The sequence below is a fragment of the Streptomyces sp. NPDC058092 genome (assembly GCF_042884935.1).
GTDB lineage: Bacteria > Actinomycetota > Actinomycetes > Streptomycetales > Streptomycetaceae > Streptomyces.
The window spans coordinates 32,668-58,232 of sequence record NZ_JBHVSY010000023.1; the positions used below are offsets into that span (position 1 = coordinate 32,668).

Annotated in this window: 19 protein-coding genes and 1 pseudogene; 10 read left to right on the forward strand and 10 right to left on the reverse strand. The window is 69.6% G+C overall.

Annotated features, from left to right (window positions below; translation table 11 throughout):
* The first annotated feature begins 512 nt into the window (after positions 1-512).
* The 3 genes and pseudogenes from ACFVV1_RS30590 to ACFVV1_RS30600 all read left to right on the forward strand — a co-directional run bounded on the left by ACFVV1_RS30590 (position 513) and on the right by ACFVV1_RS30600 (position 1,647).
* The gene (locus ACFVV1_RS30590) at positions 513-677 is read left to right on the forward strand and encodes a hypothetical protein (RefSeq protein ID WP_389995799.1); all 165 of its coding nucleotides are present in this window, start codon (positions 513-515) and stop codon (positions 675-677) included.
* 49 nt (positions 678-726) lie between these two features.
* A pseudogene (locus tag ACFVV1_RS30595) lies at positions 727-1,005 on the forward strand (DUF1877 family protein); the annotation flags it as partial.
* Positions 1,006-1,212: 207 nt separating this feature from the next.
* Complete coding sequence (locus ACFVV1_RS30600; protein WP_389995802.1) at positions 1,213-1,647, forward strand: hypothetical protein; 435 nt, start codon at positions 1,213-1,215, stop codon at positions 1,645-1,647.
* A 144-nt stretch (positions 1,648-1,791) separates the two neighbouring features.
* Here ACFVV1_RS30600 and ACFVV1_RS30605 read toward each other — a convergent pair whose 3' ends face one another.
* The 6 genes from ACFVV1_RS30605 to ACFVV1_RS30630 form a co-directional block, all read right to left on the reverse strand.
* Positions 1,792-5,550, reverse strand: a complete 3,759-nt coding sequence (locus ACFVV1_RS30605; protein WP_389995805.1) for a S8 family serine peptidase — start codon at positions 5,548-5,550, stop codon at positions 1,792-1,794.
* A 105-nt stretch (positions 5,551-5,655) separates the two neighbouring features.
* Positions 5,656-6,807, reverse strand: a complete 1,152-nt coding sequence (locus ACFVV1_RS30610) for an XdhC family protein (RefSeq protein ID WP_389995808.1) — start codon at positions 6,805-6,807, stop codon at positions 5,656-5,658.
* A gap of 57 nt (positions 6,808-6,864) precedes the next feature.
* Positions 6,865-8,316 (reverse strand): NCS2 family permease, encoded by a 1,452-nt coding sequence (locus ACFVV1_RS30615; RefSeq protein ID WP_389995811.1) that lies wholly within the window; start codon positions 8,314-8,316, stop codon positions 6,865-6,867.
* A gap of 346 nt (positions 8,317-8,662) precedes the next feature.
* A complete protein-coding gene (gene pucD / locus ACFVV1_RS30620) occupies positions 8,663-11,047 on the reverse strand; it encodes a xanthine dehydrogenase subunit D (protein WP_389995813.1) in 2,385 nt (794 codons plus the stop codon).
* A gap of 2 nt (positions 11,048-11,049) precedes the next feature.
* Positions 11,050-11,643, reverse strand: coding sequence for a (2Fe-2S)-binding protein (locus tag ACFVV1_RS30625; protein WP_389995816.1), 594 nt, complete (start codon positions 11,641-11,643; stop codon positions 11,050-11,052).
* Positions 11,644-11,645: 2 nt separating this feature from the next.
* On the reverse strand, positions 11,646-12,536 hold the full coding sequence (locus ACFVV1_RS30630) for an FAD binding domain-containing protein (RefSeq protein ID WP_389995819.1): 891 nt from the start codon (positions 12,534-12,536) through the stop codon (positions 11,646-11,648).
* A 258-nt stretch (positions 12,537-12,794) separates the two neighbouring features.
* Here ACFVV1_RS30630 and ACFVV1_RS30635 point away from each other — a divergent pair, with 258 nt between their 5' ends.
* Together ACFVV1_RS30635 and ACFVV1_RS30640 are read left to right on the forward strand one after the other, a co-directional pair.
* Positions 12,795-14,567, forward strand: a complete 1,773-nt coding sequence (locus tag ACFVV1_RS30635) for a PucR family transcriptional regulator (RefSeq protein WP_389995823.1) — start codon at positions 12,795-12,797, stop codon at positions 14,565-14,567.
* A gap of 163 nt (positions 14,568-14,730) precedes the next feature.
* Positions 14,731-15,516, forward strand: coding sequence for a hypothetical protein (locus ACFVV1_RS30640; RefSeq protein ID WP_389995826.1), 786 nt, complete (start codon positions 14,731-14,733; stop codon positions 15,514-15,516).
* 21 nt (positions 15,517-15,537) lie between these two features.
* Here the strand turns inward: ACFVV1_RS30640 and ACFVV1_RS30645 are convergent, their stop codons facing one another.
* A complete protein-coding gene (locus ACFVV1_RS30645; protein WP_389995829.1) occupies positions 15,538-16,344 on the reverse strand; it encodes a GntR family transcriptional regulator in 807 nt (268 codons plus the stop codon).
* 146 nt (positions 16,345-16,490) lie between these two features.
* Between ACFVV1_RS30645 and ACFVV1_RS30650 the strand changes: the two genes are divergently transcribed.
* Both ACFVV1_RS30650 and ACFVV1_RS30655 read left to right on the forward strand, forming a co-directional pair.
* A complete protein-coding gene (locus ACFVV1_RS30650) occupies positions 16,491-17,339 on the forward strand; it encodes a (2Fe-2S)-binding protein (RefSeq protein ID WP_389995832.1) in 849 nt (282 codons plus the stop codon).
* A gap of 191 nt (positions 17,340-17,530) precedes the next feature.
* Positions 17,531-18,607, forward strand: coding sequence for a DUF2637 domain-containing protein (locus ACFVV1_RS30655; protein WP_389995834.1), 1,077 nt, complete (start codon positions 17,531-17,533; stop codon positions 18,605-18,607).
* A 94-nt stretch (positions 18,608-18,701) separates the two neighbouring features.
* Here the strand turns inward: ACFVV1_RS30655 and ACFVV1_RS30660 are convergent, their stop codons facing one another.
* Entirely contained in the window at positions 18,702-19,064 is a 363-nt protein-coding gene (locus ACFVV1_RS30660) for an ATP-binding protein (protein WP_389996032.1), read from the reverse strand.
* A 350-nt stretch (positions 19,065-19,414) separates the two neighbouring features.
* On the opposite strand from ACFVV1_RS30660, the gene ACFVV1_RS30665 reads away from it, so the two are divergent.
* Entirely contained in the window at positions 19,415-19,807 is a 393-nt protein-coding gene (locus ACFVV1_RS30665) for a ribonuclease domain-containing protein (RefSeq protein WP_389995837.1), read from the forward strand.
* A 92-nt stretch (positions 19,808-19,899) separates the two neighbouring features.
* The gene (locus ACFVV1_RS30670; RefSeq protein WP_389995840.1) at positions 19,900-20,289 is read left to right on the forward strand and encodes a barstar family protein; all 390 of its coding nucleotides are present in this window, start codon (positions 19,900-19,902) and stop codon (positions 20,287-20,289) included.
* Positions 20,290-20,383: 94 nt separating this feature from the next.
* Here ACFVV1_RS30670 and ACFVV1_RS30675 read toward each other — a convergent pair whose 3' ends face one another.
* Entirely contained in the window at positions 20,384-22,807 is a 2,424-nt protein-coding gene (locus ACFVV1_RS30675) for a M9 family metallopeptidase (protein ID WP_389995842.1), read from the reverse strand.
* 284 nt (positions 22,808-23,091) lie between these two features.
* Between ACFVV1_RS30675 and ACFVV1_RS30680 the strand changes: the two genes are divergently transcribed.
* Positions 23,092-24,558: an aminopeptidase P family protein gene (locus ACFVV1_RS30680; protein WP_389995845.1), complete on the forward strand. Its 1,467-nt coding sequence runs from the start codon at positions 23,092-23,094 to the stop codon at positions 24,556-24,558.
* Between the two features lie 215 nt (positions 24,559-24,773).
* Here ACFVV1_RS30680 and ACFVV1_RS30685 read toward each other — a convergent pair whose 3' ends face one another.
* A complete protein-coding gene (locus ACFVV1_RS30685; RefSeq protein ID WP_389995848.1) occupies positions 24,774-25,514 on the reverse strand; it encodes a GntR family transcriptional regulator in 741 nt (246 codons plus the stop codon).
* Between the last annotated feature and the right edge of the window lie 51 nt (positions 25,515-25,565).

Genomic DNA, 25,565 nt, shown 5'->3' on the forward strand with positions numbered 1-25,565 from the left:
GCGTGGAGGCTCGGGGCTGACACCGGTACCTGCATTGGGGCCGGGGCCTTCGCCAGGGCTGTGCCGGCTCCGCCGAAGAGCGTGCTGATCGCTATCACGGCGGCTGCTGTAATCCCGCTCACTCGCTTCTTTCCTTGGTGCTGAGCGCCTTTGCTGGACATTTCAATTACCACTCTCTTGATGTTCCAACCGCTCTCTCCCTTTTCATGGTATGCCGCGTCGTTCGATGTCACGAGGCCCGGACAGCGCATGGTGCGTGGACCGGTTGGGCACGACGTCCGCGGTGTCGGTCTTGAAACTGTCGTGGCGCGAGTGACCGTGGGTTCACATCCCACACCCACCGCAGATGAATGGCCCCTGCCCAGGTCATACGGTCAGGGGCCGCTGTGCTGCACGGTGCCCACTCGCCACCGTGGTTCGCCGGGGCTTCCCGCAGGATCGGGCACGAATGGGGCACGGGCACCTGAGGAGTAGGCACTACGTTGTCGGTTACCTCGGCCAGAATGCTTGGTATGAGCATCAAGATGCAGCTGCGCGCCATGCCGGAGTCCGAAGTCCGAGAGGACTGGGCTTGGCTGGAGAATTTCAAGGGGGAGGCCGGAGACTTCGACCGCTTCCAGGCCGAACGCCAGGCCGGAATCGCCGAAGTCGTGGTACCACTTCCCCGCCCTCCATGAGGTCTATGGCACGGCGTGCACCCCGCGGGATCCTCACGATTGGGAGCTCCCAGTCTTCGGGGGCAGCCCCGTGTACCACGCCGCTCACAACCAGCCGCCGCTTCTGATACTCCGCCCCGCCCAGGTGCGCGAGGTGGCAAACTTCCTGGCTGCGGCCTCTTTCGACGATCTTTGGGAGGCTGCCCGGGCGAAGGTTCTGCCTCCGTTCTCCGCCTTCGACGAGGCTGAGGTCAAGGGCTGGTTCCTCACCCATCACACCGACCTGCAAAACTTCTACACCCGGACCGTCCCCACGGGGCACGCGGCCGTCAAGGCCTTCTGGTACTGAACCGCAGTCTTCTCGTGGCCCGACGTACCGAGCGGTCGGCGGAGCGACTTTGGGCAGGAGCTGCCATGCAACACCGTTGCGTTTGAGTCTTGAGTCGCAGGTCAAGCCCCTGGTGAATGACGCAACGGGACGCCCTGACAGATCAGCCTGTATCGAGCAAGAAGATCACCGGGAGTCCCGTCGCAGGAGAAGTCTGTCATCACGACCATGCTGGATGACCGTGTCCTGCACTCCCGCAGCCCGCAAGGGCTTGACCAGGAGGACTACGCCCTGCTCACCACCTACCAGGCCCTGATCCGGGCCGCCGCCGACACTGCCTGCACCCGGCCCGGCCTGGCCGGGACATGGACCGCATCAGCTTCACCTTCCTGCAGACCACCGCCGCCAACACTGTCACCACCGCGACCGGAATCCTGCCCCCGGCGGGACCCGCCGAGCTCGTCGGCACCACCGGCAGGGCCGGTCCTCGACGCCCTGTACCCCGCCCGCCGCCGGCACCGCGTCAAGGCCCGCACCCACAAGAACCCCACCAGCAAGTACGGACCGAACGCCGGACAACACCCCTCGACCAGCCAGAACTGCACCGTCCACGCCACCGTCACGTTCCTCGAACACGGACTCACGAATCGCTCACGGACATAAACGCGACGGCGTTGATAAAAGGTGGCTCCACACCCCTGTCGGAGGGTGTGGAGCCACCTCTCGTCCGGAACCTCCCGAGCGCCTCCCGCGTGCCTCCCGAGCAACCTCAAGAGGCACTGTCAGCAGGTCACTTCAGCCGGACAGTCACTTCAGGCCGAACGCCCGGATGATTTCCTGATCGATGCCGAGCCCGTCCCCGGCCTCGGCGTGCGCCTTGATCGAGACGAATCCGCCGGCCTTCTTCGGCGTCTTGAACCGGGCGGTCCAGGAGCCGGCCGAATTCTCGCGCAGCTCCACGTCGTTCCAGCTCTTGCCGTCGTCGTAGCTGACCGACAGCGACGCCTTCTTCGCCTTCACCGCACCGTCCAGCCACTCCTGCGTACCGGAGGTGAGACCGATCTCGGTCCACTGGCCGGCCTTGACGTCACCGGCGAGGTCGGTGTGAACCTTGTAGTCCAGCTGCAGCAGCGGAAGGTCGGCCTGGTACGGGCCGTTCTCGTCCATGGCTCCCGAGACGAAGTTCCACTCGGTGTGCGTGCGGGTGGAGGTCTTCCACACGTCGCCGTCCCGGGTGGCGTCGAGCACGAAGCGATACGGCAGCTTCTCGGCGGACACGTCCCAGGCGAAGCCGGCCCGGCCCTTGACCTTCTTGATCAGCGTGTCGCCCTGGTAGAAGGCGGTGGTGGTGGTGTCGTACTCGTCCGCGTACATGGAACCCGAGTGGCCCGCGCCCGAGTCGGTCCACGGAGTGAAGTTGAACTGGATGTCGTTGTAGACGGAGCGGAACGGACCCCAGTAGCCGGTGCCCAGACGCGGACGGGTGATCGGCGCGAACCACTCGGCGGGGTAGGTGCGGCCCGCCGTGTAGTCCAGGTCGCCGCTGCGCATCTCCTGCGCGAAGTCCGTCTCGGTGGCGTTGAAGATCGAGTGGTTCTCGTACCAGAAGGAGGCGCCCGGAAGCGGGTTGACCCACTCCTCGCGGGTGCCGGGGAACTTCTCGTACTCCTCGAAGCCGAGACCCGGGCCGTAGTCCGGGATGTCGTAGCGGAAGCCCGCGCCGAGCACGCCCTTGTGGCCGTAGAAGGTGTTCTCCACCTTCGCCAGCTGACGGGTCGAAGGGGCGAACTCCAGCGAGCGGTCCGGGACGACGCCGTCGTGGCGGTCGACCAGGTCGTACACGTAGCCGGCGAAACGGTGCTGATCGATCGTCAGCTTCGCACCCTGCTGGACGGACTTGATCAGGTCCTCGCCCGCCAGGCGCTGGACCGAGGCGACCGGGATGGTGCCCTTGGTCCCGTAGGGGGTGTAGCTCTGCATCAGGACGCCGTCGCCGTCGTTGACGACGAACAGTGCCCCGGCGCCCGCGGCCACCGCGTTGGCGAGCCGGTCGGCGGGAGCGACCGCATCACTGCTGCGGATGACGACGGCCTTGCCCTTGACGTTCAGACCTTCGTAGTCGGCCACGGCGCCGTTGCCCGCGAAGACGCCGGCCAGCTTCTTCTCGCCGTCCTCGGCGATGGCCGCACCGCCCTGCGGGAAGACCGGCACATCGCGGCCCTCGGAAGACACGTCCAGCTGCTTCTCGCCCTGCCGCCAGCGGGTCAGGAAGGAGAAGCTGCCCTGCGTGACCTTCTTGGTGGGGCTGGCCCACAGCTGGTCGTAGGTCAACGGGATCTGGTACGCGTCGCGCTGGACCGTGCCGTCCGGTGCGGTACGTGCCATGTCAAATCGCAGCTGTCGGGTCTCGGTCTCCTTCGGTGTGCGCACACTGACCTTGCGGGCCTTGGACGCGTCGAGGGTGACCGTGGTCGCCTTGTCGAGGATCGTCTCGGGAGCCGCGAGGAAGGCCACGGCCTTCGAGTCGGCGCGGTCACCGGCGATGTCGACGGAACTCCAGGCGGTGTAGTTGCCCGGCGGCAGCCGCAGAGTGGTCTCGCCCGACACCTGAACGATGCCCAGGTTCGGGTCGCCGAGCTCGCCGATGACGACCAGGCCGTCCATCGGCTTGCCGTCGCGGTCACGGAGCCTGAGCGTCAGGTCGTACAGCTCCCGTTCCTTGTTCAGGGCGAAGCCGGTGTGCGCGACTACGGTGCCCGCCGCGTCCTTGGCGATGACCTGACCGGAGAACTGGGTGCCGCCGGCGACCTTCGACGGATCCAGCGAGAGAACGGCCTCGGCGGTGGAACCGGCCGGGACGGTCAGCTGCTTCGCCGACAGGGTGTACGCGTCGGCGTCCGTGTCGGTGGCCAGGTCGAGGGTGACATCCTTCGTACCGGTGTTGCGGTACGTGATGGTCCGCTGGGCGACCGGGTCGGACGCGGAGTGCGGCCAGTCGTAGGAGGCGACCGCGACGGAGCCGGTGGCCTCGATGGTGGTGTCGACGGCCGCCTTCACATCGAGCCGACCGGTGCCCTGCTCGTACGGGGTGTACGCGTCGAGCTTCTTCGACGAGCTCATCAGCGCGTCCTTGATCCGCTGGCCGGACCAATCGGGGTGACGCTGCTTCAGAATGGCTGCGGCGCCCGCGACATGCGGGGTCGCCATCGACGTACCGGACATCGACCGGTACATCCCGCTGACGCCCGGGACCGCCTGCGAGGCGGCCGCGTTGATGTCCACGCCCGGTGCGGACAGGTCGGGCTTCAGGCCGTAGGACCTGACGAGCGGGCCCATTGAGGAGAAGGCCGCGCGGTTGTCCTTCTTGTCGACGGCGGCGACGGTGAGCGCCTTCTCCGCCGAGCCGGGCGAGCCGATGGTGCCCGCGCCGTACGCGTTGCCCGCGGCGATCACGAACAGCGGTCCGCCGTCGGCGGAGAGCGCGTCGACGGCCTGGGACATCGGGTCGGAGCCGTCGTCCGGGATGCTGGAGCCGAGGCTCATGGAGACGACGTCGGCGCCTTCGGTCTTCGCCCACTCCATGGCTTCGATGATCCCGGAGTCCGCGCCGGTGCCCCCATCGCTGAGCACCTTGCCGATGATCAGGTCGGCGCCCGGGGCGACGCCCTTGTTGACGCCCTCCGAGGCGGCGCCGGAGCCCGCGATCGTGGAGGCGACGTGCGTGCCGTGGCCGTGCTTGTCGAGGACCTCCTCGCCCGGCACGAAGCTCTTGGTTTCGAGGATGCGGGCCTTGACGTCCGGGTGGGTCGCGTCGATTCCGGTGTCCAGAACTGCGACCTTGGAGCCCTTGCCGTCGTAGCCCTCGGCCCACGCCTGCGGGGCGTTGACCTGCGGCACGGAGTCCTTGAGGGCGGCCTCCACCCGGCCGTCGAGCCAGAGCTTGGCGATGCCGTTGTCCAGCGAACGGGCGGTGGCGGTACGGGCGATGTCGTTCCAGAAGGCCCGGGCGGTGTCCTTCTCGGCCTTCAGTGCGGCGCCGTGGATGCTCTCCAGAGTGCGGGTCTTCTTCGCGCCACGAGGGGCAGCGGGCAGTGAACGGCCCTGGCTCGCCGAGTAGGTGGCGATCAGCGGAATGCCGCCCGACTTCCTGTCGTCGTACCCCATCTTGGCCAGAGCCGAGACATTGAACAGCCGGCGGTCCAACTTGCCTGCTGCCAGGAGGGAGTTGGCCTCGTCGGGCAGGACGTACAGATCGTCACCGGCCTGCTGGACATGCACGCCGCCGACCGCTCCGTCGGGGCGGTCCACGGTGACGGTGTCCTGCTTGCCGACGCCGTCCGAGTAGTGCACGACATCACCCGTGAGCAGGGTGATGTCGTACTCCTTGACGGGGGCGGCGGCCTGGCGGTCGACGGGCCTGGACTTACCTGCGGCGGCGGAAGCGGAGCCCGCTGCGGGCAACAGTGCGCCACTCACCAGGGCGACCGAAGTCGCTATGAGCAGAGCCCTGCGTCCCGCACGAGCGGATCTCGCCCGGCCGGAAGCGGAGGAGGGTGTGAATGTCATGCAGCAGATCTAAAGGTAAATCCGAAGCTACGGTTGAGTTCACACCTGGCGTGAAGCCGCCGTGGCGGCAACCCGCCCACGGACAATCATGGTTCACGGGTCGGTTCAGGCCACGGATGTGATCAGTCCCGTCGACGGCCGGCCGCCCTCGTGGTGGATCGGGGTGTGTGCGCCCTTGAGCGGTACGCCGCTGCCGCCGCGCCGGTCGGCGACGATTTCGGCGGCGATCGACAGCGCGGTCTCCTCGGGGGTACGGGCGCCGAGGTCGAGGCCGATCGGCGAGTGCAGCCTGGCCAGTTCCAGCTCCGTGACGCCGACCTCGCGCAGCCGGTCGTTGCGCTCCAGGTGAGTGCGGCGCGAGCCCATCGCTCCGACGTACGCCACCGGCAGCCTCAACGCCAGTTCCAGCAGCGGGACATCGAACTTGGCGTCGTGGGTGAGGACGCACAGGACGGTGCGCGCGTCGACGTCGGTCGCCGCGAGATAGCGGTGCGGCCAGTCGACGACCAGCTCGTCGGCCTCCGGGAAACGGGTCTTCGTCGCGAAGACGGGGCGTGCGTCGCACAATGTGACGTGGTACCCGAGAAATTTTCCGGCCCGGACCAGGGCGGACGCGAAGTCGATGGCCCCGAAGACGATCATCCGGGGCGGCGGGACGCTCGATTCGACGAGCAGGGTGAGTGGTTGCCCGCAGCGCGAGCCCTCGGCGCCGATGGTGACGGAGCCGGTGCGGCCCGCGTCCAGCATCGCGCGGGCGTCGGCCGCCGCGGTGCGGTCCAGCTCCGGATGTCCGCCGAGCCCGCCCTCGTACGAGCCGTCGGGGCGAACGAGCAGGGGGCGGCCGAGGAGCTCCGCGGGCCCGTCGGTGATCCTGGCGACCGCCGCCGCCTCCCCCCGAGCTGCGGCGGCGAGCGCGGCGGCGAACACCTCCCGTGCGGGGTCGTCCGCACGGACCGGTGTGACCAGGATGTCGATGACGCCGCCGCAGGTCAGCCCGACCGCGAAGGCGTCCTCGTCGCTGTAGCCGAACCGCTCCCGTACGGTCCTGCCGTCGTCGAGGGCCTGCCGGCACAGCTCGTACACCGCGCCCTCCACACACCCGCCGGAGACCGATCCGATCGCCGTGCCGTCGCGGTCGACGGCGAGGGCGGCTCCCGGCTGCCGGGGCGCGCTCCCGCCGACCGCCACGACGGTGGCCACGGCGAAGTCGCGTTCCTGCTCGACCCACCGGTTGAGCTCTTCGGCGATGTCCAGCATGGCGATTCTCCTTCTACGGGGGTGCGGAGGGACTGACCGATCCCGTTACGGGCGGGCCTACTTGGCCCCGATCCAACTCTCGATCGGGCTGAGCGCGAAGTACACGACGAACACGCCGGTCAGCACCCACATGAAAGCGCCGACCTCACGGAATCTGCCCTGCGCCGCCTTGATCGCGACGAAGGAGACCACTCCGGCGCCGACACCGGCGGTGATGGAGTACGTGAACGGCATCAGGGCGACCGTCAGGAAGACCGGCACCGCGACGGAGCGGTCGCCCCAGTCGACATGGCGGGCATTCTGCATCATCATCGCGCCGATGACGACCAGCGCGGCAGCGGCGATCGGCCCCGGCACGATCTGGGCGAGCGGGGTGAAGAACAGTCCGGCGGCGAAGAGTACACCGGTGACGACGGAGGACAGACCCGTGCGGGCCCCCTCGCCGACGCCGGTCGCCGACTCGATGAAGACGGTCTGGCCGGAGGCTCCGGAGACGCCTCCGATCGCCCCGCCCGCGCCGTCGATGAACAGCGCCTTGGACAGGCCGGGCATCCGGCCCCTGCTGTCGGCGAGCCCGGCCTCGGTACCGACGCCGATGATGGTCGCCATCGCGTCGAAGAAGCCGGCCAGCACCAGGGTGAAGACGATCATGCCTACGGTCATGACGCCGATGTCGCCCCAGCCGCCGAACTCGACATGGCCGAAGAGCCCGAAGTCGGGCATCGAGACGGCACTGCCCTGCAGTTCGGGTGCGCTGCCGCCCCATGCCTTGGGGCTGATGTCGCCGACGGCGTTGACGATGACGGCGAGGACGGTGCCGACGACGATGCCGATCAGGATCGCGCCGGGCACATTGCGGGCCTGCAGCATGAAGATGAGCAGCAGGGTGACGCAGAAGAGCAGTACGGGCCAGCCGGAGAGCTGTCCGCCCACGCCGAGCGTGACCGGGGCGCCCTTGCCGACGAAGCCGGCGTTGACGAGGCCGATCAGCGCGATGAACATGCCGATGCCGATGGTGATGCCGTGCTTCAGGGCCAGCGGTATCGCGTTCATGATGATCTCGCGCAGCCCGGTGACGACCAGCAGCACGATCACCGCGCCGTACATCACACACATGCCCATGGCCTGCGGCCACGTCATGTGGGGCGCCACCTGGGTGGCGAGCACGCCGGAGACGGAGAGTCCCGCGGCGAGAGCGAGGGGCACCTTGCCGATGAAGCCCATCAGCAGGGTGGAGACGGCGGCGGCGAGTGCGGTCGCCGTGATCAGCCCGGCGTGGCTGAGCCGGTGGCCCGCCGCGTCCGGTCCGGACAGCAGGAGCGGGTTGAGCAGAAGAATGTAACACATCGCCATGAAGGTCGTGATGCCACCGCGCACTTCGCGGGCGACGGTCGAGTCACGTTCGGAGATGTGGAAGTACCGGTCGAGCCAGGATCTTCCTGCGGGGATGCGCGAGCCGGAGCCCGCGTCCTGCGCAATCGTCCCGGACTCCACTGACTGCTGGGTCATGATGCCTGACTCCCAAGGTTCACAGGGGCACCCGCGATGAAGAATCGATATGCGGGATTTGGGATGGCTGCGCTGGCGGCACGACCCGGGGGACGGCCCGAGACGAACTGTGCATGCAGAGTGGAATGTGCTGGTACTACGGAACTGCGGGGCCGCGTCGTCACCGCTGGATTGCGCTACTGCGGGACTGCGTCGTCACCGCGGAACTGCGCTACTGCGGGACTGCTGGTTGTGCCAACATCTTTGAACGGTGCGGCACTTGAGTACTCCGGGCGGTGCGGGCAGCGGAAGTGTGACGTTCCCGGGATGCACGCACCGCCCGGAGAGTTCAGGAGGGAGCAGTGACTCAGGTGCCGGTGATGTGCTCGGGGCGTACCGGCGTCCTGTTGAGCTCCAGGCCCGTCGCGTTCCGGATCGCCGCGAGAACGGCCGGGGTCGACGAGAGGGTGGGGGCCTCACCGATGCCACGGAGCCCGTACGGGGCGTGGTCGTCGGCGAGTTCGAGCACATCGACCGGGATGGTCGGGGTGTCGAGGATGGTGGGGATCAGATAGTCCGTGAAGGACGGGTTGCGCACCTTCGCGGTCTTCGGGTCGACGATGATCTCCTCCATGACGGCGATGCCCAGGCCCTGGGTGGTGCCGCCCTGGATCTGTCCTTCGACGGACAGCGGGTTGAGGGCCTTGCCGACGTCCTGGGCGCAGGCCAGTTCGATGACCTTGACCAGGCCGAGTTCGGTGTCGACCTCCACGACCGCGCGGTGGGCGGCGAAGGAGTACTGGACATGGCCGCTGCCCTGTCCGGTACGGAGGTCGAACGCCTCGGTGGGCCGGTGGCGCCACTCCAGCTCGATGTCGACCGCCTCGTCCTCCAGCACGTCGACCAGATCGGCCAGCACCTCGCCGCCGTCGGTGACGACCTTGCCGCCCTCCAGGAGCAGTTCGGCGGTGGCCCAGGCGGGGTGGTACGTACCGAACTTGCGGCGGCCCATCTCCAGGACCTTCTCGCGGACGGCCTCGCAGGAGTGCTTCACGGCGCCACCGGTGACATACGTCTGCCGGGAGGCGGAGGTGGAGCCGGCCGAGCCGACCTGGGTGTCGGCCGGGTGGATGGTGACCTGGGCGACGCCGAGTTCGGTACGGGCGATCTGGGCGTGGACGGTGACGCCGCCCTGCCCGACCTCGGCCATCGCGGTGTGCACGGTCGCGACGGGCTCCCCGCCGACGACCTCCATGCGCACCCGGGCGGTGGAGTAGTCGTCGAAGCCCTCGGAGAAGCCGACGTTCTTGAGGCCGACCGCGTAACCGATGCCCCGTACGACTCCTTCGCCATGGGTGGTGTTGGACAGTCCGCCGGGCAGGGCCCGTACGTCGGCCTGCTCGCCGGCCACCTCCCACTGGCGCTCGGGCGGCAGCGGCCTGGCCTTGACCCGGCGCAGCAGCTCGGCGACCGGGGCGGGCGAGTCGACGACCTGTCCGGTGGGCAGGACACTGCCCTGCTCCATGGCGTTGAGCTGCCTGAACTCGACCGGGTCCATGCCGAGTTCGGCGGCGAGCTTGTCCATCTGGGCCTCGTAGGCGAAGCAGGCCTGGACCGCGCCGAAGCCGCGCATGGCGCCGCACGGCGGGTTGTTGGTGTAAAGCGCGATGGCCTCGATGTCGACGTCGTCGACGACGTACGGGCCGACGCCGAGCGAGGAGGCGTTGCCGACGACGGCCGGAGAGGCGGAGGCATAGGCTCCGCCGTCCAGTACGATGCGACATTTCATATGGGTCAGCTTGCCGTCGCGGGTGGCGCCGTGCTCGTACCAGAGCTTGGCAGGGTGACGGTGCACATGCCCGAAGAAGGACTCGAACCGGTTGTAGACGATCTTGACAGGCTTGCCGGTGCGCAGGGCGAGCAGACAGGCGTGGATCTGCATCGACAGGTCCTCGCGGCCGCCGAAGGCGCCGCCGACCCCCGAGAGCGTCATGCGGACCTTGTCCTCGGGCAGACCGAGGACGGGAGCGATCTGGCGCAGGTCGGAGTGGAGCCACTGGGTGGCGACGTACAGGTCGACGCCGCCGTCCTCGGCGGGCACGGCCAGACCGGACTCGGGGCCGAGGAAGGCCTGGTCCTGCATGCCGAAGACGTACTCGCCGCTGACCACGACATCGGCGCGGGCCGCCGCCGCGTCCGCGTCGCCGCGGACGATGGGCTGGCGGTGGACGATGTTGGGGTGCGGTACGTGCCCCGCGTGGTGGTCGTCGCGGCCCTCGTGGATGAGGGGCGCGTCGGGGGCGGTGGCGGAGGCCTCGTCGGTGACGACGGGCAGCTCGCGGTACTCGATCTTGATCTTCGCGGCTGCGCGCCGGGCCGTCTCGGGGTGGTCGGCGGCGACGAGCGCCACCGGTTCGCCGTGGTGGCGGACCTTGCCGTGGGCGAGGACCGGGGTGTCCTGGATCTCCAGCCCGTAGTTCTTCACCGAGGTCGGCAGGTCGTCGTGGGTGAGTACGGCGTAGACGCCGGAGGTGGCGAGCGCTTCCGAGGTGTCGATGGAGACGATCTTGGCGTGCGCGACCGTGGAGCGCAGCGTGTGGCCCCAGAGCATGTCCTCGTGCCACATGTCGGAGGAGTACGCGAACTCGCCGGTGACCTTCAGGATGCCGTCGGGGCGGAGCGTGGACTCGCCGATGCCGCCCTTGGTACGGGTGCCCTGGTTGATGCTGGTGGGGTTGCCGGTAACGCCCATCGTCAGACCGTTTCTTCCGCGCGGGCGGCCGCCAGGCGGACCGCGTCGAGGATCTTCTCGTAGCCGGTGCAGCGGCAGAGGTTGCCGGAGAGCGCCTCGCGGATGTCCGCGTCGGACGGCTCCGGGTTGCGTTCGAGCAGTTCGTCCGCGGCGACCAGCAGGCCGGGGGTGCAGAAGCCGCACTGGACGGCGCCGGCGTCGATGAACGCCTGCTGGATCGGGGAGAGTTCACCGGTGTCCCGGCTCTCCTCGCCGGCCGGCTCGGCTTCCCACTGGCGGGCCTTGTCGAGTGCGGTGCCACACGCGCCGGAGGCGCAGCCACTGCCGGGGTGTGCCTGGGAGCGGTGGGCGGCGAAGTCCGCGAGGCCCTCCACGGTGACGACCTCGCGGCCCTCCACCTGGCCTGCGGCGACCAGGCAGGAGCAGACCGGGACACCGTCCAGACGGACCGTGCACGATCCGCACTCGCCCTGCTCGCAGGCGTTCTTCGAGCCGGGCAGGCCCATCCGTTCACGCAGCACGTAGAGGAGCGACTCGCCCTCCCAGACGTCGTCCGCCTCGTGCCTGCGTCCGTTGACCGTGAAATTGACGCGCATGATCAGGCAGCTCCTTCGGTGCTGCGGCCGTTGCCGCGGTACGACTCCCAGGTCCAGCCGAGGGTGCGGCGGGCCATGATCCCGACCGCGTGCCTGCGATAGCTCGCGGTGCCGCGCACATCGTCGATCGGGTTGCAGGCGGCTGCTGCGAGCGCGGCGAACTGCGAGGCGATGGACGGGGTGATGATCGTGCGGCTGTCCCAGAACCCGCCTTCTTCGAGCGCGGCGTTCAGGAATTCCTCCGCTTCCTTCGCCCGTACGGGCGTGGGAGCGGCCGAGCCGATGCCGGTGCGGACCGTGCGGGTCTCGGGGTGCAGGGCCAGGCCGAAGGCGCAGACCGCGATGACCATCGCGTTGCGGGTGCCAACCTTGGAGTACTGCTGCGGCCCGTCGGCCTTCTTGATGTGCACGGCCCGGATCAGCTCGTCCGGTGCGAGGGCGTTGCGCTTGACGCCGGTGTAGAAGGCGTCGATCGGGATCAGCCGCGTTCCGCGTACGGACTCGGCCTCGACCTCGGCGCCCGCGGCGAGCAACGCCGGGTGCGCGTCTCCGGCGGGCGACGCGGTGCCCAGGTTGCCGCCGACGCCACCGCGGTTGCGGATCTGCGGCGAGGCGACGGTGTGGGAGGCGAGCGCCAGTCCGGGCAGCTCGGCGCGCAGGTGCTCCATGATGTGGCTGTACGGGACGGAGGCGCCGAGCCTTACGCTCTCCTGGCCCACCTCCCATTCGGACAGTTCTCCGATGCGGTTCAGGTCCAGGAGGTACTCGGGCCGCCGGTGGTCGAAGTTGATCTCGACCATCACATCGGTGCCACCCGCAATGGGCACAGCCGTCGGGTGCTCGGCCTTGGCGGCGAGCGCCTCCTCCCAGCTGGCGGGGCGAAGGAAGTCCATGAGTGGCTCTCTTCTTCTCAATCGGGTCGTTCGCTGGGGCTGGGGACGGCCGGCCCTCGACTGGTCGTTCATGTGTTGTTAACGCGGTGTGGGGCCAAGTACACAAGCCGTGCTCCACCTGGTGCAGTCACCGAAACCATGAAGGAGTTGGCTGGTCGATCTCCTCGTCTTGTAGATTCGAACGAATGGCGGGGGTCAGTAACCTCACCGCAATAACCAGTTTTCACCCGCACCAACGAAAGAGACGGCGGCGACGAGATGCGGCTGCGCGCACTGCTGGAGACCGACGCGCTGGGCCTGCGGCTGCTCGGCGGCGAGGACGAGCTGGACAGGACCGTCCGCGGCGTGATGACCACCGACCTGCGGGATCCCAGCCGCTATCTGTCGGGCGGTGAACTGGTCCTGACGGGCCTGGCCTGGCGCCGGAACGCGACGGACTCGGAGCCGTTCGTACGGATCCTGGCGGGCGCCGGGGTCGCCGGGCTGGCGGCGGGCGAGGCGGAGCTCGGCAATGTTCCCGGCGACCTGGTGGAGGCGTGCGCGAAGCACCGGCTGCCGCTCTTCGCCGTCCATGAGACCGTCGCGTTCGCAACGATCACCGAGCATGTGGTGCGCCAGGTGTCCGGCGAGCGGGCGGGCGATCTGGCCGCGGTCGTGGACCGGCACCGCAGGCTGATGACCTCGGGTCCGGCGGGCGGCGGCCCCGAGGTGGTGCTCGATCTGCTCGGCTCCGACCTCGACCTGCATGCCTGGGTGCTCTCCCCCACCGGCCGGCTGATCGCGGGCGCCGGTGACGCGCCGCTGGCCGGACCGGTGGGTACGGCGCTCGCCGGCCACCATCTGGCCGCCACCCGCACCGGCCGCCGGGCCCCGCACCGGACCACGGTCGGCGGCACCACGTATTCGCTCTTCCCGATCCGCAACACCGGGCGGGGTGCGCTCCCGGCTTCCCGGGATGTGCGCGAGTCGGTGCTCTCCGACTGGCTGCTCGCGGTCGAGGCGGACGCGAGCGACTGGCCGCCCGCCCGGCTGGATCTGCTCCAGGGCGTCACCCAGCTGATCGCGGTCGAACGGGACCGGCGCGACGCCGCCCGTACGGTACGCCGCAGGCTCGCCCAGGAAGTCCTGGAGCTGGTCCAGACGGGCGCCCCGCCCGCCGAGATCGCCGCCCGGCTGCGGGTCGCCGCCCCGGTGCTGCTGCCGGGGCTCGGAGCCGCGCCGCACTGGCAGGTCGTGGTGGCGCGGGTCGAGTGGGGCGGCGCGGAGGGCTCCGCGGGCACGGGCGGCCCGGCCGGCTCCGTCGCGGGCGCCCCGGCCGGGGGCCCCCGCTCCGCCGTCACGGGCGGCCCGGTCGCCCAGGCGCTGCTGGAGGAGATCCTGGTCGACCCCGCGGTCACCGGCCCCGACTCCGCGGACCGGATCGCGGTCGCCCACACGGGCGACGAGGCCGTGGCGCTCGTACCGCTGCCCTCCGTCACCGCGTTCGCACCGGCCCACGACTCCGCCCCCGATGCGGCACCCGCCGAGGAGGACTCCGCGCTCCACGCCGATGTGCTGCTCGCCGCCGTCCGCGAACCGCTCTCCGCGGGCCTCGCCGACGACGGCCGGCTGACACTGGGTGTCAGCGCGGCCGTGCATTCGCCCGAAGGCCTGCGCGGCGCCCTGGAGGAGGCCCGGCACGCCCGCCGGGTGGCGGCGGCCCGCCCCGGCCGGGTCTGCGCGGCCGGCCATCACGAGCTGGCCTCGCACGTGCTGCTGCTGCCGTTCGTCCCGGACGACGTGCGCCGCGCGTTCACCGCACGGCTGCTCGACCCGCTGCGCGACTACGACCGGCGCCACCGCGCGGAGCTGATCCCGACGCTGGAGGCGTTCCTGGACTGCGACGGTTCCTGGACCCGCTGCGCGTCCCGGCTCCATCTGCACGTCAACACACTGCGCTACCGGGTCGGGCGAATCGAGCAGTTGACGGGGCGTGACCTTTCGCGCCTGGAGGACAAGCTCGATTTCTTCCTCGCCCTGCGTATGAGCTGACGTCCGGGACCTGCCGCGGCTCGCGGCAGGTCCCGCCGTTTGTGAAATTTTTCACCTGACATTGACCCGACCCCTTGGCCCGGCGTGCCAATCCGTGCTGAGATGCGGCCAGACTCAACAGCTCAATGGCGCGCTCGGGGAGGGCAATGTGGCGCATACCGCCATGTCTGGTTCCGGAACGACAGCAGATGACGATCCGCCGCTCCAGACAGCGGTATGGCGGCTGCGGTCACGCGCCTGCTGGACGGACGCCGCCGCGCTGCTCGAACCCGACGCCGCCACCGATCCGGCGGCGGCACTCCAGCGGACGGCCCTGCTGACCGAACGCTGCCTGTACACCGGGCAGGGCTGGACCGATGCCGAGGACGCGCTGCGCACCGCCGAGGCACTGGCCCACGACGATGCCGAACGGGGTGCGGCCGCCTGCGAGCGCGGTCATCTGGCGTACGCGTCGACGCTTCTGGGGGTACGGGACCGGGCCGACGAGGCCAGCGTCGCGCTGAGCCGGGCCGCCGCGCTGCTCGCCCCGTCCGCGCCGGGCCGCCCGCTGCTGGACTTCCGCCGGGGCCTGATCGCGCAGAACATCGCCGACTCGCCGCAGGCCGCGCGCGCCGCGTACCGCAGGGCCCACGCCGGTGCGACCGCTCAGGGCGACGCCCTGCTGCTCTCCTCGACCTGGCGTCATCTCGCCCTGCTGGCCCTGCGCGAGGGCGAACTCGCGGAGGCCCGGCACGGCTTCGCCGAGTCCCTGCGGATCAGGGAGGAGCTGGGCTATCTGATCGGTACGGCTCCGGCCCTCATCGCCCTCGCGGACTCCGAGCCTGAACCGGAGGCGGCGACCCGGCTGCGTGCCGAGGCGGGCCGGCTCTTCCGGCTGCTCGGGGGCGTGCCGACCTGGCTGGCCCCGCATCTGGACCCGCCGCCCCCGGAGACGGCCGAGGCGAACTGAGACCCGGAAGCCGGTGCTCGGTCAGTTCTCGGCGCCGGTGAAGTGTTCCCGTACGAGCGACTGCACGACGGTCAGGTCCTGGGCGATGAGCGCGTCGAGCAGGGCGGTGTGCTCGGCGGCGTCGGCGAGCAGGTCGGCGCGGCGGGTGACGGGGCTGTTCCCCAGGGGCCACTGGGAACGGCGGTGCAGGTCGTCGGCGACCATCACCAGTTGCTCGTTGCCGCAGAGCGCGAGGACCGCGCCATGGAAGGCCCGGTCCGACTCGGCGTAACTCGCCCGGTCGCCCACGGCGGCGGCCGTCACCGTGGCGTCGGCCAGCGGGCGCAGGGCGCACCAGCGGGCCGGCGGGACGGTACGGGCCAGTCGCAGCATGACGGGGACCTCGATCAGGGCCCGTACCTCGGCCAGCTCGGCCAGCTCGTGCGGGCCCCGCTGGGACACCCGGAATCCGCGGTTCGGTACGACCTCGACGGCGCCCTCGACGGCCAGCTGCTGCATCGCCTCGCGCACCGGGGTCGCGGAGACCCCGAAGCGGGCGCCGAGGGCCGGCGCGGAGTAGACCTGCCCCGGGACCAGTTGGCCGTCGACCAGGGCGGCGCGCAGGGCGTCGAGGATCTGACCGCGTACGGAATGCCGCTGCACCCCCGCGCGCGGGGCGGGCGGCTCGCTGTGGGTGTGCTCGCCACGTGCCTGTTCCCTGCGTGCCTCTGCACCACGCGCCTGCTCGCCGCGTGACTGTTCGGGTACGCGTACGGATGCCGGGGTGCTCGCGGACGCGGCGGACGCGTACGTCGGTCGCGCCTGCTCTCGCGCACTGCCCTGCTCCACTCGGACCTCCTCGGCCTGCCGTGGGCGCCGCTCGCGTGCGCCATGCCCCCTGTGCACGATAGGCGGAGCAGGCCGCAGTTCAAACATCGATCCGTTCGGGTAAGGTAAGGCTTACCTGCAAACGATCGCGATTCGGTGGTCCCTGCATGACACTCCCCGCCCTGCTTCCCGGCACCACCGCGTCCGCCGTGACGGTCGCGTACACGCGTCTGACCGAGGTCTTCCCCGGCCTGCGCGCAGAGGTGCTGACGGACGATGACGCCGCACCCCGCGGCGCCGGCTGGGTGGGCGCCGACGAGCTCGCGGCCGGTGGTGCCGCGCTCGACGCCTTCCTCGCCTGGGACCACGCGCAGGTGGTGCGGGACTACGGACAGCAGCCCCGCCCCGATGTGGTCGCCGGCTTCGGACTGCACCGGTATGCCTGGCCCGCCTGCCTGCTGGTGACGCTGCCGTGGTTCCTGCACCGGCGGGTGCCCCGGATCCCCGTCGGCGATGTGGCGTTCCAGCGCGCGCTGGGCCATCTGACCGTCCGCGTAGGCGAGTTCGCCTGCCTTCCGGACGATCCCGCGGCCGGACTGCCGGGCGCCCGGGTGGTCCCCGACGAGGCGGCGCTGCGGGCCGAGGTGCTCGCCGCGGTGGCCGACCACATCGGCCCGGTGCTGGACGGCTTCGGACCACGGATGCGGCGCGGCAGGCGGGCGCTGTGGGGCATGGCGACGGACGAAATCGTCGAGGGCCTCTGGTACATCGCCCATCTCCTCGGCGAGGAGCGGCGGGCGATGGCCGAGCTGGAGGCGCTCCTGCCCGGCACCACGAAGCCGTACGTCGGCGCGGCGGGCTTCCGTGAACTGACCGGGCCGGACGGCGGATCGCTGCCCACCCGTGACCGGACGAGCTGCTGTCTTTTCTACACGCTGCGCCCCGAGGACACCTGTGTCACCTGCCCCCGCACCTGTGACGCGGACCGGGTACGGAAACTGACGCCCACTCATTGATCCACACCACCTTCACGAGTAGTACTATTCGAACGCACTTCATCGGCCGCGTACGGATATTCGATCAGATCCCGGCTATCCGTATGCCCTGCCAACCCAATGGCGTTCTCTTGCCCCGAAACCCCCTGAGCGTGACGGGGTTTCGGCAATCATGGCGCCCGAAATGCCCTACGCGACGCAAGGGACCGCGCATGAGACTGACCGACATATCGCTGAATTGGCTGCTTCCGGGCGCCGTGATGCTCGTGGGGGTCCTGGCGGCGGTGGCGGTGGTCGCACGCGGCAAGCGCGCCGCTGACAGTTCCGCTGCCGACGACAGCTGGGAGCGCAGCGAGGAGCGTCGCAGACGCAAGGAGGCGCTGTACGCCACCGCCTCGTACATCCTGCTGTTCTGCTGTGCGGCCGTCGCCGCCGCGCTCTCCTTCCACGGGCTCGTCGGCTTCGGCGAGCAGAACCTCGGCCTCACCGGGGGCTGGGAATACCTCGTTCCGTTCGGCCTCGACGGGGCCGCGATGTTCTGTTCCGTACTCGCGGTGCGCGAGGCCAGCCACGGTGACGCGGCGCTGGGCTCACGGCTGCTCGTATGGACGTTCGCCGGTGCCGCGGCCTGGTTCAACTGGGTGCACGCGCCGCGCGGAATGGACCACGCAGGCGCCCCGCAGTTCTTCGCGGGGATGTCGCTCTCGGCGGCGGTGCTCTTCGACCGGGCACTGAAGCAGACCCGCCGGGCCGCGCTGCGCGAACAGGGCCTGGTGCCCCGTCCGCTGCCGCAGATCCGGATCGTACGGTGGCTGCGCGCCCCCCGGGAGACCTTCGGCGCCTGGTCGCTGATGCTGCTGGAGGGCGTACGCACTCTGGACGAAGCGGTCGAGGAAGTACGTGAGGACCGGCGGGAGAAGGAGCAGAACCGTCTCCGCAGGAAGGGCCAGGAGAAGCTGGACCGAGCCCACATCAGGGCGCTGAACCGGCAGAACCGGGCCTGGCGCCGGGTCGGCCGGGGTGGCACCCAGGTGGACATCCAGGCGATCGCCCCGACGACGGCCTCCGCGCAGTCCGTCGTGGAGCCCGCCATATCCGAGCCGGGACAACTGCCCTCGCGCTACCGGCCGTCCCTGCAAGCCGTGACGGGTCCGAACGCCGCCGCCCCGGACCGGAACGCGCTTGATCCGATCACCGTCGACCTCACCGCCGAGGACGACACCCAGGCACTGCCCCGGCTCGATTCGCTGGAGCGGAAACTGAAGGATCTGGAGCAGCAGTTCGGCTGATCCACTGATCCATACGGATGCGCTGATCCATACGGATGCGCTGGTCCGCTGATCCGTCGCAAGAGGCCTTGACGGCCCGGTCTTCTCCGGGCTCTCAGGGCCTTTCGCCGTGCAGTTCGAACCAGACGACCTTGCCCAGCGCGTGCGCGCCGACCCCCCAGGCGTCCGCGAGGCTCTGCACCAGGAACAGCCCCCGGCCGTGCGTACCGTCGTCGGCGTTCGGTACGTACGACGGGGGCAGCCCGGACACGAAGTCCCGTACCTCCACCCGTAATTTGGCGGGTGCCACGCTCACCGTGACGACCGCGCCGTGCCTCGTATGGATCAGCGCGTTGGTCACCAGCTCACTGAGCAGGAGCTCCGCCACCTCGGCCGGCTCGGCCCGCCACTGGTACCGCAGGAACTCCCTTAACGCACACCGCACTTCTCTCACCGCCGCCAGATCGGTATGGGCCAGTCTGCGATGCAGCCGGACCGGCTGCTGCCCCTGCGCCCCGGGCTCGTGAGCCGGCCCGCCCGCCATGGAATCGCCTTCCTGACGCTCCATCATTTCCCCCGCCCGCACAGTGAATCGCCCCCTGTTCGCCGTATCGTCGAACGCCTTCGCGCGACGTCTCCACGGGGATGCATGCCCCACAGACCGGCCGCCACGCTTGTCGACTCATCAATAAGTGAACAGGCGCGCAGAATCGGCCTGGCGACCCCGGACACATCGACGTCACATTTCCGCCCCTTCGGTCAACTTCCAAAATATTCACATCGATTGGCGTTGACGGCACCGTGTCTACGCGCGTCATCATGGTGGCTATGCGAATCCCCCCACGGATCACCACGCTCGGTGGCGCTGCCGCCCTCCTGTCCGCCCTCTTCATCGGCGGCCCGGTCCCCACGACCGCAACGGCCGCCACCACCTCGGTCGGCAGCATCTGTTACTCGGCCCTGCCTGCCCAGGCGCACGACACCCTCGACCTGATCGACGCGGGCGGCCCGTTCCCCTACTCGCAGGACGGTGCCGTCTTCCAGAACCGTGAAGGCGTCCTGCCCAGCCGGAGCACCGTCTACTACCACGAGTACACGGTCATCACCCCCGGCTCCCCCACCCGGGGCGCGCGTCGGATCGTCACGGGTGAAGAGGTGCAGGAGGACTACTACACCAGCGACCACTACGCCACGTTCGACCTGATCGACCAGGGCTGCTGAAGCCCGGCCCTCAGAGCCGGTCCGCGCCGTAGCCCCCACCTGCGGCGCGGATCACGGACCGCCGGAAGCGGCCGGACTTGTACCCTCCCCCCATGACCGTGACCTATGTGATCGACGGCTCCCGGGTCACCGGCCTGGAGCAGTTCTGGGAAGTGATCGGCGAGGCCGTGAACGGCCCGGGCGGATACTTCGGCCGCAACTTCGACGCCCTCGCGGACTGTCTCGGCGGCGGGATGGGCACTCCGGACGACGGCGACTTCGTCTTCGAATGGCGGGACCACACACTCTCTGCGCAGGCCCTGGGCCATGAGGAGACGGCTCGCTGTCTTCGGCAGAGCCTGAGCCGGGTGCACCCCACCAACAGACCCGCGGTCCAGCAGCGGCTCGACGATGCCCGGGCCGGGCGGGGACCGACGCTGTTCGACCTGCTCGTGGAGACCCTGACGAACGGGACGGCCCCCGGCACGCTACGGCTGCTGTGAGCCGCCGAAGTACGGTACGGCCGGCCGACGGAGCGGGACCACCGCTCTGCCGGCCGGCCGTTGTCGTGTGACCGAAGGCACTCAGTACTGGTGTTCAGTACTTGGTGGAGACGGTCACGCCACTGAAGTCTTCGACGCCGTGGAGGCTGATGTAGTTGTATCCGGCCGCGGGGTGGTCGATGGTCAGCGTGTGCTCGTTGCCGGCACCGACGGCCCGCTGGGTGTAACTGCCGGTGGCCGCCCAGCCGTCCGCGCTGTAGTAGAGGTCGGCGTCGCCCGTGCCGCCCGAGGCGGTGATCTTCAGCTGCGCGGTGTCGGCCGGAATGTACATGTACAGGTAGGTGTAGTTGTCCCGGGTGTGGGCCAGCTCGCTGCGCTTGCAGTCCTGGCCCAGCTCCCGGGTGTCGCCGCCCGTGCACTCGGCAGCGGGGTCGGTGGGCGGGTTGGTGCCGGTGCCGCAACTGCCGGCCGCGCAGGCGGTCAGCCAGGTGTTCCAGTCGGCGTCGTAGCGGCTGCCGATGGTCGATGTGAGCAGGGTGCGGGCACCGTTCCAGTCACCCTTGCGGTAGAGCCCGAGGAGCGTGTCGACGTCCGCGCGGTGGGACTGCAGCATGTAACGGACGGCCAGATAGCCCCAGTTGTAGACACGGGTCTGGTCGGCGTTGTCGTAGGTGGTGTCGAACAGGGTCCGCAGGGTGTAGGTGTGGTTCGCGGCCTGGGCGACGGCGGCGTCGTAGGCGACCTTGCGGTACGAGTAGGAGACGTACTCCGCGAAGCCCTCGACCCACCAGACGGTCGGCGTGGTCATTCCGGCGTTGAAGTCGCCGTGCATGTTGAAGCGGCCGTCGAGGTAGTGCGTGTACTCGTGGTTGAGGTTCCAGATCTGGAACTCGGGGCGGACCCACTCGGCCTCGTACGCGATGAACCGGGGCTGGTTCCCGGCCGCTGAGGGGTCACCCTCCAGGTACATGCCGCCGTTGTTGGTGTCGATGCCGTAGATCGCACCGGCGTAGGTCTGGTAGTCGGCGCTGGAGTCGAAGGCCACGACCTCGATGGTGGAGTTGCGGTCGCCGTCGACCGGCCCCTTGTCCCGGGCGACGTCGTGGAAGTAGGCGTCCTGGTTGCGCAGACTGGTGCAGCTTGCGGCGAGCTCCGCGGTGGACATCTGCTGTGCCAGAATGCGAATGCTGTCACTGCAGGTGTAATTGACGGGCAGGACGGCGCTCTTGAGGCGCTGGGCAAGATTGCAGGTGTTGTAGGAGGAGCAGTTCGCCTTGTCGTAGGCGTCGGTCATCTCCGCCACGCCGACCCACAGCGGGGCGGTGGGTCCGGTGAGGGAGCTCTTGCCGAGCAGTGAGACGGCGAGCGGACTGACCTTGGGACGCAGGGACGCCTCCTGGAGGAAGCGGCCGAGCTCACGCCCCGCATTGGAGGTCAGGTACGACCGCTTCGTGCCCAGCAGGTCGAGATGGCGCGAGGCGAAGTCGTGGAGTGCGTTCAGCAGGCTGGGATCGGACTCCACGGCACGGATGAACTCCGGCAGTTGGTGGCCGCGAAATGTCACCGTGTACACGTTGTTCACGGCGTTGAGCATGTACCAGGACCTGTCGTACGAGGAGTCGTAGTCGGCCAGCAGCCGCTTGACGACCTTCAGGTAGCGGGCGTTCTGCTCGGCGCTGTCGATCAGCGTGACGGCCTCGGCCAGGGTCTCGCCGTTGGCGTCGGTGACGTCAAAGGCGTGCGGGGCGGCGAAGAACGCATCGAGCCCGCCCTGGATGGCCGTACGCAACTGCGGCCCGTAGTCGCCCACGGTGTCGGGGTCGTAGTACTGCACGTAGTACCCGGCTCGGAGATAGAGGACCAGCTGGGGCATGCCGGTGCTGCTGTCCCCGGGGTAGGCGGCCGATCCGTCGCGCAGAGCGTTGGCGATGGTCACCATCTGTGCCTCGCGAAAGGCGTGGTAGCCGTCGCTGCCCTTGACACGGAACAGCGTGTTGACGCAGTCGGTGGTCGATGACGTGACCTGCTGGACCAGGGCGCTTCCGGTGCGGCTGGTGAAGTCGCTGACGTTGCACGCGGCCGCGGCCCCGCCGGCGGGTGCGGTGAGACCGGCGGCCTTGGCCCGGGCTCGGGCCTTGGCCTTCATCGAGGGCGCCAGGTGGCTCGGGAGCGCGGTGCCGAGGTCGTCGTAGTCCCGCCGCAGTGCGTCCTTGGATGCGGACAACGGCGGGCGGTCGGCGGCCTTGAGCGCCTTACGGCCGCCATGTTCGGCGTCGCCGCCGGGTGCGGTCGGCGCTTCGGCGGAGGGGCCGCCCGGCTCTGCGGCGAGTCCGTTGCCCGTACGCACCGAACCGGCGCCTGCGGTCCTGGTGTGACCGGGCGCCGCGGTCGCTGCCGATGCGGTGGAGTGCTGCTCAACGGCCTGGCTCGGTGCGGAGAGCAGGCCCACGCCCAGGCATGCTGCCAGGGCCACAGTGGACAGTCCCGTGAATCTCTGTCGAACCGTACGGTTCTTCACGTGCCGCCTCCCAGCGGAGTGGTGACCGCGCAACGGGGCGCGGCTGTGGGGGAATGCACGGGGGTGGGGCCGGACCGGATTCCGGTGCGCTCACGTTGTGACATGGGCACGACCGCTCCCCTCTGCGCGCTGTACAATGGCACATGTCACATGTTCTTCGGAAGCCCTCTGGCGCACATTCATCTCCGCGCCAACTCATCGCCGTAGTCACGGACTTGAGCCGCAAGCCGCAAGCCGCAAACATCGAGCCCCGAGCCCCGACAGAACCCTGAGGAGCAATGCCCGTGCCCCGTTCCCTCTCCGCACCCCGCACCAGCAGTCATGACTTGCCGGTGTCGCCCGCGCTGGACGCCTTCATGAGCACGGCGTGGGCGGACACCCCGCTCCCGGCGGATGTCCGCGTTCCCTCGTACGACGTCACGCCCGCCCGCCGCGCCCGACTCGCCGCCCGCTTTCCGGGTGAGCGCCTGGTCATCCCGGCGGGCGCGCTCGCGGTCCGCTCCAACGACACGGACCACCGGTTCCGTCCGCACACCGGCTACGCCTGGCTCACCGGCCTCACGGGCGAGGACCAGGCCGGCCATGTCCTCGTCCTGGAACCCGACGGTGCCGAGCGGCACGAGGCCGTGCTGTATCTGCGGCCCCGGTCACCGCGCACCGGCGACGAGTTCTACCGTGACCGCAGATACGGGGAGTTCTGGGTCGGGCGCAGGCCCGACCTGGCGGAAGCCACCCGGATGACCGGCATCCGCTGCGCGCACCTGGACGCCTGGGAGAAACTGCTGACCGGGCCGCAGCCCCCGGTACGGGTGCTGGGCGGCGTAGACCCATCCGTGGACGAACTCCTGTGTTCCTGCCGCTCGTTCACGCCCGGCCGGTCGGCTCCGGCCGGTCTGGAGGCGGTGCTCAGCGAGCTCCGCTTCATCAAGGACCCTTGGGAGACCGGGCAGTTGCAGCAAGCCGTCGATGCGACGGTGGCGGGGTTCGAGGATGTGGTGCGAAGCCTGCCGCAGGCACTGCGGCATCCACGGGGTGAGCGCTGGATCGAGGGCGTCTTCGATCTGCGGGCCCGGCTGGAGGGAAACGGTCCGGGCTACTCCACGATCGCCGCAGCGGGGGCACACGCCTGTGTTCTGCACTGGATCCGCAACGACGGCCCGCTGGACCGCGACCGGTTGCTGCTCCTGGACGCCGGGGTGGAGACGGATTCGCTCTACACGGCCGACATCACCCGCACCCTGCCGCTTTCCGGCCGGTTCTCCCCCGTACAGCGCAGCGTCTACGAACTGGTGCTCGCCGCGCAGGAAGCGGGCATCGCGGCGCTGCGCCCCGGCGCGCGCTTCCGTGACTTCCATCTGGCGGCCATGCGGGTCATCGCCGAGGGACTGCACGAATGGGGTGTGTTGCGGATGTCCGCCGATGAGGCACTCGACGCCGACAACGGCTTCTACCGCCGTTACACGCTCTGCAGCAGCGGTCACATGCTCGGCATGGACGTTCACGACTGCGCCCAGGCACGGGCCGAGACGTATCTGGACGGGCGGCTGGAAGCCGGCCAGGTCCTGACTGTCGAGCCGGGGCTCTATCTCCAGCCCGACGACGAGACGCTGCCCCCGTCGCTGCGTGGAATCGGGGTGCGGATCGAGGACGACCTCGTGATCACGGCCGACGGCGCTCGTCTCATGTCGTCCGCGCTGCCGCGCACCGCCGACGGAGTCGAGGAGTGGATGGCCGCCCTGCTGGACAGTTGAGCCGCGAGTCGAGCCGTACGGCCCACTTCAACGGCCGCCCCGAGCGGTTCCGGGGCGGCCCGCGGAAGGCGGAACGCCGCAGGCGTACCGGGGCAGCCGACGGGAGACGGAGGGAGCCGGGAGGGAGCGAAAGAAGGCGGAGGGCCGAGCCGTACCGGCGACCCTCCTCGGGCCCCTGTGGTGCGACCGGTGTTCAGGCATCCACAGCCAGTGGTTCAGACCTCGGCGGCCGGCAGCGTCACCCTTCTGATCCGCATGCCTCCCATGCGCGCCTCCTCGGCCGCCTCCGCTGCCTCCTCCTCGGCCCAGAGCTTCCTGACATGTGACATGTGGATCAGCATGGCTCTCTCGGCGCCCTGTGCGTCACCGGCGATCACGAGGTCGAGCAGTTCGACATGCTCCTCGGCCGATCTGGCCAACAGGCCTCTGTCGGCCAGCCGGTTGAGCCCGAAGAGGCGCGATCGCTTGCGCAGGTTGCCGACCTCTTCGACCAGCCTGCGGTTACCGGCCAGTCCGAGCAGTTCGAGATGGAAGCGACGGTCCGCCTCCAGATATCCGATGATGTCGTGCTCGGCGGCCGCGTCGACGATCTCCACGGCGAGCGGGCGCAGCGCCCTCAGCTGCCTGGTCTTGCCCATGCGGGCGATGCGGCCGACCGTGGGTACCTCGATCATGGCGCGGAGTTCGGTGAAGTCGTCGAGGTCCTGTTCGGTCAACTCCGTGACGCGGAAGCCCTTGTTGCGGACCGCTTCGACCAGGCCCTCGCGCGCCAGGTCGAGCATGGCCTCGCGGACCGGAGTGGCGGACACCCCGAAGTCGGCGGCGAGCGCGGGAGCGGAGTAGATCACGCCCGGACGGAGGTCCCCGGCGATCAGCGCCGCCCTGAGGGCGTTCGCCACCCGGTCGCGCAAGTGCTCTTGCGCCGAGATGGCGTTGAGCGTCGTCAGGCGGGCCATATGTGTTCCTCCAGCGCCGTACGGGCCCTCAGAATACAATGGCGCGTTTCC

Excerpts from the sequence above, each read along its gene's own strand:
- ACFVV1_RS30625 (WP_389995816.1), bottom strand. The coding sequence starts at position 11,643 with ATGCGCGTCAATTTCACGGTCAACGGACGCAGGCACGAGGCGGACGAC.
- ACFVV1_RS30600 (WP_389995802.1), top strand. The coding sequence starts at position 1,213 with ATGCTGGATGACCGTGTCCTGCACTCCCGCAGCCCGCAAGGGCTTGAC.
- ACFVV1_RS30655 (WP_389995834.1), top strand. The coding sequence starts at position 17,531 with ATGAGACTGACCGACATATCGCTGAATTGGCTGCTTCCGGGCGCCGTG.
- ACFVV1_RS30615 (WP_389995811.1), bottom strand. The coding sequence starts at position 8,316 with ATGACCCAGCAGTCAGTGGAGTCCGGGACGATTGCGCAGGACGCGGGC.
- ACFVV1_RS30605 (WP_389995805.1), bottom strand. The coding sequence starts at position 5,550 with ATGACATTCACACCCTCCTCCGCTTCCGGCCGGGCGAGATCCGCTCGT.
- pucD (WP_389995813.1), bottom strand. The coding sequence starts at position 11,047 with ATGGGCGTTACCGGCAACCCCACCAGCATCAACCAGGGCACCCGTACC.
- ACFVV1_RS30590 (WP_389995799.1), top strand. The coding sequence starts at position 513 with ATGAGCATCAAGATGCAGCTGCGCGCCATGCCGGAGTCCGAAGTCCGA.
- ACFVV1_RS30665 (WP_389995837.1), top strand. The coding sequence starts at position 19,415 with ATGCGAATCCCCCCACGGATCACCACGCTCGGTGGCGCTGCCGCCCTC.
- ACFVV1_RS30630 (WP_389995819.1), bottom strand. The coding sequence starts at position 12,536 with ATGGACTTCCTTCGCCCCGCCAGCTGGGAGGAGGCGCTCGCCGCCAAG.
- ACFVV1_RS30685 (WP_389995848.1), bottom strand. The coding sequence starts at position 25,514 with ATGGCCCGCCTGACGACGCTCAACGCCATCTCGGCGCAAGAGCACTTG.
- ACFVV1_RS30650 (WP_389995832.1), top strand. The coding sequence starts at position 16,491 with ATGACACTCCCCGCCCTGCTTCCCGGCACCACCGCGTCCGCCGTGACG.
- ACFVV1_RS30640 (WP_389995826.1), top strand. The coding sequence starts at position 14,731 with ATGTCTGGTTCCGGAACGACAGCAGATGACGATCCGCCGCTCCAGACA.
- ACFVV1_RS30670 (WP_389995840.1), top strand. The coding sequence starts at position 19,900 with ATGACCGTGACCTATGTGATCGACGGCTCCCGGGTCACCGGCCTGGAG.
- ACFVV1_RS30610 (WP_389995808.1), bottom strand. The coding sequence starts at position 6,807 with ATGCTGGACATCGCCGAAGAGCTCAACCGGTGGGTCGAGCAGGAACGC.
- ACFVV1_RS30635 (WP_389995823.1), top strand. The coding sequence starts at position 12,795 with ATGCGGCTGCGCGCACTGCTGGAGACCGACGCGCTGGGCCTGCGGCTG.